Here is a 7,592-nt window from a genome sequence, read left to right as displayed (position 1 = left end):
ATTGCAAAACAGTATAATTATGTTCGTCCTCAGTTAGACGAAACTACCGATTTAGAAATTAAAAATGGTCGTCACCCAGTAATAGAAAAACAATTACCTATTGGTGAAGAGTATATTGCAAATGATGTTGTATTAAACAGAAATCAGCAGCAGATTATTATGATTACCGGTCCAAATATGAGTGGTAAATCGGCTATATTACGTCAAACAGCTTTAATTGTTTTGCTAGCTCAAATGGGAAGTTATGTACCTGCTCAAAATGCCAGAATTGGAATAGTTGACAAAATTTTTACTCGTGTAGGCGCTAGTGATAATATCTCAATGGGTGAATCAACTTTCATGGTTGAAATGAACGAAACTGCTAGTATTTTGAACAATATTTCTGATAGAAGTTTGGTGTTGTTAGATGAAATTGGTCGCGGAACCAGTACTTACGATGGTATTTCAATTGCTTGGGCAATTGCCGAATATTTACATGAACATCCTTCAAAAGCAAAAACATTATTCGCTACACATTACCACGAGTTAAATGATATGACCAATACTTTTGAGCGTGTTAAAAACTTCAACGTTTCAGTAAAAGAATTGAAAGACAAAGTTATTTTCTTACGAAAATTAGTTCCCGGTGGAAGTGAGCATAGTTTCGGAATTTACGTAGCCAAATTAGCTGGTATGCCAACTGCGGTAGTTCATAGAGCTAGTAAAATGCTAAAGCAACTAGAAAAAAACCATACGAATACTGATGTAAAGGAAACATTAAAAAATGCTTCAGATTCAGCAATGCAACTAAGCTTTTTTAAATTAGATGATCCTTTATTAGAAGATATAAAAGAGGAAATTTTAACTATCAACATAGATGCGCTTACACCAATTGAGGCATTAATGAAATTGAATGAAATTAAAAGAATGCTAACCAACAAAAAATGACAAACAACTTAGAACAAGGTTTTTTTGGTATTGGAATTCAAAATGGTAAAACTCCTGAAAATTTGGGTGTTTTATGGCGTTCTGCACAAAATATGGGTGCTAGTTTTATTTTCACAATTGGAAACAGATATGCTAAACAAGCTTGTGATACCCACAAAGCAACTGGAGCAATGCCTTATTTTCATTACGATACATTTGATGATTTTTATAAAAACCTACCCAAAAGCGCTATGCTTGTAGGAGTTGAATTAGACGAAAAAGCAGTTCCTTTAGAAACGTTTGAACATCCAAGAAGGTGTGTATATTTATTAGGCGCTGAAGACCATGGTTTATCAAAAGCAGCAATTGAAAAATCGCACTTTTTAGTGAAATTTAAATCTGTTTTAAGTTTAAATGTTTCAGTTGCAGGAAGTATTGTTATGTATGATAGGCAAGCTAAAATGGAATAGTTTTTGATACATACTTTTTATTGATTATTTTTAAATGGTCAAAAAATCGCCTATGAAAAAACTATTACTCCTATTAATTGTATCATTAATACTTGCTTCTTGTTATTCAATTACTCAAGTATCTTCCAAAACATACAATTATACAAATACCATTGATTTTTCTATAAATAAAGTTGAAGAACGAAAATCCATTTCAGATACTCCAACATCTAATGGGAAATGGCAAGCAAATTCTAAAGATAAATTTGTGCTAATTGATATGAATTTTGTTAATAATAGTGAAAAAGCACAAATTTTAAACTTTGACGACTTTTTATTATATAACTACAAAACAGATACACAATATAAAGCTGAGTGGTTTTTAACATCAGGTTTATTAATAAAAAGTTCAGAGATTGAAATTAAACCAAAAAGCAATCGTATAAAAATACTCGTTTTTATGTTTCCCGAAAAAGAAGAACCCAGTTATTTGAAATTCAACAATCAAATAATTGAAATCCGTTATAAAAATTAAAAGCTATCTATGAAAAAAATTACCCTTCTTATATTTATATTAATAACTACTATTTCTTTTTCGCAATCAATTATTGAAGGTTTTATTTATGATAAAGAAACAAAAACTTCGCTACCCTATGCAACCATAAAAATTATAAGTAATCACAACTATTATACGATTACGAATGAAGATGGTAAATTTGAAATTTATGATAGGTTTGCTCTAGATTCTTTAGAGGTTAGATTTATTGGGTTTAAAACTAAAAAAGTAGCTGTATCGTATTTTAAAGAACATTCAAAATTATATTTAGCGGCAAACACATTTCGTTTAAATCAAGTTTTAGTTGTTGCAAAAAAGGATAAAAACTATACGTATAACCTCTTAAATAGTTTAATTCAGAAATATAGAAACAAACAACTAATTACTAAAAGCAAAGCATTCCTAACGTTAACCTCATCGGCAAGAGGTGTTCCAATTGAGACTATTGAAGGGTTTTATAATAGCGAGCAAAATGCATCAAAAGGAATTATGGGCTTAGAATTAAAAAGTGGTCGTTTTGGTCAAAATGCAACGTTTCCTTTTTATAGTTTAAACAATACAGATATTTTAAAAGATTTTCAATTATTTAAAAAAAATAAGCAAATACTCCCTTTATACCCTGGTAATTTAACTTTAGGAGCAATTAAAGCAAAGTATAAAGTAACAATTAATGCGTGTATTTCTTGTGACTTTGAAGACATCTCTATTTCGTTTGTTCCTAAAAGAGCAAACGGACGCTTATTATCTGGCACAATTATTTTTAACAAAAAATCATTAACCATTAAAAAAATATCATTACGTGGTGAAGATATAGTGGCCGGTGGTTTGTCATCTATTATTGAAGATGATACGGTAACTCCAAAAAGCATTCAGCTAAACATTAACTTTAACCCACATGATTATGATAAAATTCAATCCATAGATTTTGAGTTTACAATGAACTATCGTTCCAAAGATAATTTTGAGATTATTACGTCAAATTCTTTGCTTTATTTTTATGATTATGACAATCCTTTTAAAGTGCCGTATTTTACAAATAATATAAACTTTAATAATGATTATGATAAAATTAGAGCCTTACAAGCATCAGAGGAGTTTTGGAATTTAAATTATCAATTTCCGAAGAGCTATAAAGAAAAAATGTCTCTAGATTTTTTTAAAAAATATGGGTACTTAATCAATTATAACACATCTATACCTTCAGATTATTTACAATATATACGCCCTTCAATAATCGCTTGGCAAGAAAACAATTCATTAAAATGGCCTGATATTAAGTTCAATTTATTAAAAGAAGAGGGTAAAACAATCGATCGAAAAGCTTATAAACAAGGTGCCACAAAAGCTGTTGATAAAGAAGCTTTTTCTATTTCAGAAATCAAACAAAAACCAAACAAATCTGAAATAGATGAACAATTGAATTTTAGTTTTCTGTTAGATGTGTACATCAACAAATTAGGCGAACAACAATTCAGCACTAAAACATTATTTGATAGAAACTCTTCTTTTTGTTCAAACAATCGTATCAATCATAAATTAATGTACATCAATTTAATTTTTAATGTTTATGAAATTTATAATCAAGAGTTAAAAGCTGAGCTTTCTAAAAGTAGTTCTTTTGAAGAAGCTAAAACTTTATGTGAACAAAAATTTAATGAGGCTACTTTAAAAGTTAAAAAATTGACTGTCGACACCAATAAAGGCACAAACTTTCAAAACTTAGTCAGATGGTCTGAAAAAATAAAACAAAAGCTAAAAAAACTATGAAAACAAAAATTACTTATTTACCGCTATTCTTAATCCTTTGTTATACTTCAGTTTTTTCACAAGAAAAAGTATTCAAAACAATTATTAAACCCCTTCAGGAAGATATTTTATATAGAGAAAAAGTTTTTTTACATGTAAATAAAAGTAGCTATTTTACAAATGAAACAATTTGGGTGACAGCTTATGTTGCTGAAGATGCTGAAAATAAACCTTCTATTTATACAAGTAATCTTCATATTAACTTAGTTGATATTGAAGGAAATGTAATTCAACAAAAAACAATATTTATACAAAATGGTGTGGGAAATGGTGATTTCTTATTAGATGACAATTTGGAGAGTGGAAAGTATTTCGTTCAAGGGTTTACTAATTATATGAGAAATTTTGGTAAAGAGAACATGTTTATTCAAGAAATTGAAATCATAAATTCCGAACTTAAAAAAGAAATAAAACAACAACAATACAGTAATAATTATGATATTCAATTATTCCCTGAAAGTGGTTATTTATTAGAAAATGTTAAAAACACCTTGAGTATAAAAGCATTAATTAACGGTAAAGGCTTTCCTTTTTCTGGTGAAATAACAAACTCTAAAGGTTTAAAGATTACAGATTTTGAAGGAAACATGCTTGGTATGGGAAAATGCAAATTTACTTATTCTGAAAATGAAACCTATACTGCTGTTATAAAAATTAACAATACCATTCAAAAGCTTGAACTCCCAAAAGCTAATAAAACCGGAATTATTTTTAGTTTAGATAATACTCATGAAAATCATATTGTTTTAACTTTAAAAACAAATATTCAAACATTGCCTACTTTACAAAAGTCTAATATATCATTACTTTTTTACAGAAATAACTACATAAGCCAAGCTGCTTCATTATCATTAATTAACAGTGAGGAAACTACACAAAAAATTGTTTTTGATAAAGGTAAATTTTTAAATGGAGTAAACATTGTAACACTTTTTAAAGACAAACAACCTATTGCTGAACGTAAATTTTTTGTAGATAAACCTAATGAACAAACGGCTATTTTAATTAATAAACTTAAAACTAAAAACGATTCTACTAGTTTTAAAATTAAAACTATCAATTCAAACTTTAATCCTGAGATATCTCAATTAAGTGTTTCTGTACTACCAAAAAATGCAAAGAATTTTTATGAAAATCAAACAATTAAAAGTGCTTTTTTACTAAGTCCTTATGTTAAAGGAACAATAGAAAACCCTGCTTATTATTTTGAAAACAACAACCCAAATAAAAAGGGATTTTTAGATTTATTATTACTAAATCAAGGTTGGAGTACTTATTCTTTGGAAGAAAAAATTAAAGAGATAAACCCGAAAGAACGTTTCAAATTTGAAAGTGGCTTTACAGTGAAAGGAAACCTCAAGAAAATTAAAAAGGGGTATGATATTGGAATGTTATCAAAAGAGAATAGGCTCGTTGATTTTAGTAAATTAAATGAGCATAAAGAATTCAATTTTAAAAATGTATATGCATATAAAGGTGGTAATGTGAAAATTTCCTTAATAAAAAAAGGTGAACCTATAGTAAAGCCCACTAATATCAATTTTAATAAAGATAAACCAGAAACAAAAAATTACAAGTCTCTTATTCATAATTACATAAAGCCCGACTATGTGGTTGGTAATAATTTAATAGAGACTTCAGAAAGCTTAACTGTAAGCAATTATAAACTATATCCTAGTATTGAAGTGTTAGACCAAATTACACTTAAAACTGTTGTTTCAAAAAAAGAGAAAACTTTTTATGATAAAGAAAATGAGTTAGCGCATAAACACAAAGTATTAGCTCCAAGTTTTTATCAAAATAAAAAAGTGACAGAACGTATGGAAACTACTTTTCAAACAATATTTGAATACTTTACATCTTTAGGGTATATAAAGCGTACTTATACTGGAAGATATTTTATTTCTCTTAGAAATGCCCGTGTCACTTTCGTAGGTAAAAATATGAATCCAGATAATACATATCCTCCTAAAATATTTTTAGACGGTATAAGTTTAAATCGTGATGGTGATATTGAAATGTTAAAGGAATTAAGTATGACCGATATAGATGAAATTTTAATCAATAAATCGGGTGCAGGTGGTGGTATTGATGGTACAGGTGGTATTATTAAAATTTACCGTAAAAAAGGAAATCATCAATATTTTGAAGAAGAAGGAAAAAACCTTTATGAAGAGCTAATATTACTTACAGGTTTTGATAGAGCCAATGACTATTACAAACCACAATATAATATTTATACCGAAGATGCTTATAATTGGTCGGAAATAGATTGGAAAAACAATCTTCAAACAGATGAAAAAGGAGAGGTTTTTATTAAAATTCCAATCAATGAGTTTTCTAATGAATATCAATTTATAATTAACGGATTTTCAGGAAACGGATTGTTATTTAACACCAACTATAAAACGAGCCTGATTGGGTTTTAACTTTTCAATAGTAGTTTCAATACTATTTTGAACTATTTTTTTAACTATCTTTGCAATCTAAATAACTTATCATGTTTTTATTTATTAGCGGAGCTGAAATATTTGTAATACTACTTATTGTAGTTATGTTATTTGGTGCTGATAAACTTCCTGAAATTGCTCGTGGTTTAGGAAAAGGAATGCGCCAAGTTAAAGATGCTACCAATGATATAAAGCGTGAAATAAAAAATAGTGCTGAGAAAAACAACCTCGATATAGATGTTGCATCTAAAGTAAGAGATGAAATCAGTAAAGTGAACGACAAATTTGATGATTTTAGCAGACCTGTTTCTAAAATAAAAGATAAAATTGTTGATGATATTACTGGTCCTATTAAGAGAGGAAAATAATCTTGGAAACTCTTATAAACTACGATAAACAATTACTCCTTTTCTTGCATTCTAAAGGCTCATTAACTTGGGATACTTTGTGGCTTTTTATTACAAATCCTCTTCATTGGATTCCTCTATTTTTTATCATTTTTTTTCTTGGTTATAAAGCTCTTGGAGTTAAAAAAGCTTCAATAATTATGGTAATCACAGCCTTAAATACTGCAACAACTTTAATTATTGTAAATCTTATTAAGAACGCTGTTCAAAGAATTAGGCCTATAAATGATGTTTCTATAAATAATACTATAAGAGTTTTAATTGAACAAAATGATTTTAGTTTTGTGTCAGGTCATTCAGCTGTTTCATTTACCATTGCGTTTATTACCTTTTGGGTATTAAAAAAACACTATAAATTCATATTTTTAATATTCTTATTCCCAATGTTATTTGCTTATAGTCGCATATATTTAGCTGCACATTTCCCAGTTGATATTGTTTTTGGAATGTTTTTAGGGTATGTTCTTGCACTTGTTTTTTATAAAATAATTAAAGTTTTTATGCTTAAAAAATAATATTATTTCACTCTACTAATTGTTAATCCATCTCTTATTGGTAATAAAATTGTTTCAATTCTAGGGTCAGAATTTAATAATTTATTGTAAGCTATTAATTCATTGGTATCAATATCCTTAGGGTTTAATTCTTCAACAACTTTACCACTCCAAAGTACGTTGTCCGATAAAATAACACCTCCTGAATTCATTTTATCAATTACTAAATTAAAATAATTAGCATAATTAGATTTATCAGCATCAATAAAAACCATATCAAATTTTTTATCAATTGTTGGAATAATATCAATAGCGTCTCCAATTAATTGTTTTATTTGATTTCTATACGGTGATTTATCAAAATACTTTTTTGAAAAACTTTCTAACTCTTCATTTCTATCAATTGTATAAAGTGCACCTCTTTCTTGTATTCCTTCAGCTAAACATAAAGCTGAATATCCTGTATAAGTTCCTATTTCTAAAATTGTGGTTGGTTGTATTAATTTAGAAATCATAGATAATAC

At 28.0% G+C, this 7,592-nt stretch carries 7 protein-coding genes and 1 pseudogene; 7 read left to right on the top strand and 1 reads right to left on the bottom strand.

Going from position 1 to position 7,592, the window contains the following annotated elements; genetic code table 11:
* From GQ540_RS06100 to GQ540_RS06070, 7 genes and pseudogenes are all read left to right on the top strand, one after another.
* Positions 1–927, top strand: a pseudogene (locus tag GQ540_RS06100) (DNA mismatch repair protein MutS); the annotation flags it as partial.
* Positions 924–1,376 carry an RNA methyltransferase gene (locus GQ540_RS06095; RefSeq protein ID WP_291798841.1) on the top strand — a complete coding sequence of 151 codons (453 nt, stop codon included), beginning with the start codon at positions 924–926 and terminating at the stop codon, positions 1,374–1,376. The pseudogene GQ540_RS06100 and the gene GQ540_RS06095, both read left to right, overlap by 4 nt.
* 52 nt (positions 1,377–1,428) lie before the next feature.
* Entirely contained in the window at positions 1,429–1,890 is a 462-nt protein-coding gene (locus GQ540_RS06090; protein ID WP_291798838.1) for a hypothetical protein, read from the top strand.
* A gap of 9 nt (positions 1,891–1,899) precedes the next feature.
* Entirely contained in the window at positions 1,900–3,678 is a 1,779-nt protein-coding gene (locus GQ540_RS06085) for a carboxypeptidase-like regulatory domain-containing protein (protein ID WP_291798835.1), read from the top strand.
* A complete protein-coding gene (locus GQ540_RS06080; RefSeq protein ID WP_291798832.1) occupies positions 3,675–6,146 on the top strand; it encodes a hypothetical protein in 2,472 nt (823 codons plus the stop codon). The genes GQ540_RS06085 and GQ540_RS06080 overlap by 4 nt, the downstream gene beginning before the upstream one ends.
* Positions 6,147–6,217: 71 nt before the next feature.
* On the top strand, positions 6,218–6,535 hold the full coding sequence (locus tag GQ540_RS06075) for a twin-arginine translocase TatA/TatE family subunit (RefSeq protein ID WP_291798829.1): 318 nt from the start codon (positions 6,218–6,220) through the stop codon (positions 6,533–6,535).
* A gap of 2 nt (positions 6,536–6,537) precedes the next feature.
* The gene (locus GQ540_RS06070; protein WP_291798826.1) at positions 6,538–7,089 is read left to right on the top strand and encodes a phosphatase PAP2 family protein; all 552 of its coding nucleotides are present in this window, start codon (positions 6,538–6,540) and stop codon (positions 7,087–7,089) included.
* A 2-nt stretch (positions 7,090–7,091) separates the two neighbouring features.
* Here GQ540_RS06070 and GQ540_RS06065 read toward each other — a convergent pair.
* On the bottom strand, positions 7,092–7,592 hold a 501-nt coding region (locus GQ540_RS06065), incomplete at its 5' end, for an O-methyltransferase (protein ID WP_291798823.1).

The sequence above is a fragment of the Lutibacter sp. genome (assembly GCF_013139515.1).
Lineage (GTDB): Bacteria > Bacteroidota > Bacteroidia > Flavobacteriales > Flavobacteriaceae > Lutibacter.
Note: the sequence above shows the minus strand (reverse complement) of the source record. Positions and strands in the feature narration are given on the sequence as shown.

Bases quoted from the DNA above. Each gene is read 5' to 3' on its own strand.
- GQ540_RS06095 (WP_291798841.1), top strand. From the start codon at position 924: ATGACAAACAACTTAGAACAAGGTTTTTTTGGTATTGGAATTCAAAAT.
- GQ540_RS06090 (WP_291798838.1), top strand. From the start codon at position 1,429: ATGAAAAAACTATTACTCCTATTAATTGTATCATTAATACTTGCTTCT.
- GQ540_RS06085 (WP_291798835.1), top strand. From the start codon at position 1,900: ATGAAAAAAATTACCCTTCTTATATTTATATTAATAACTACTATTTCT.
- GQ540_RS06080 (WP_291798832.1), top strand. From the start codon at position 3,675: ATGAAAACAAAAATTACTTATTTACCGCTATTCTTAATCCTTTGTTAT.
- GQ540_RS06075 (WP_291798829.1), top strand. From the start codon at position 6,218: ATGTTTTTATTTATTAGCGGAGCTGAAATATTTGTAATACTACTTATT.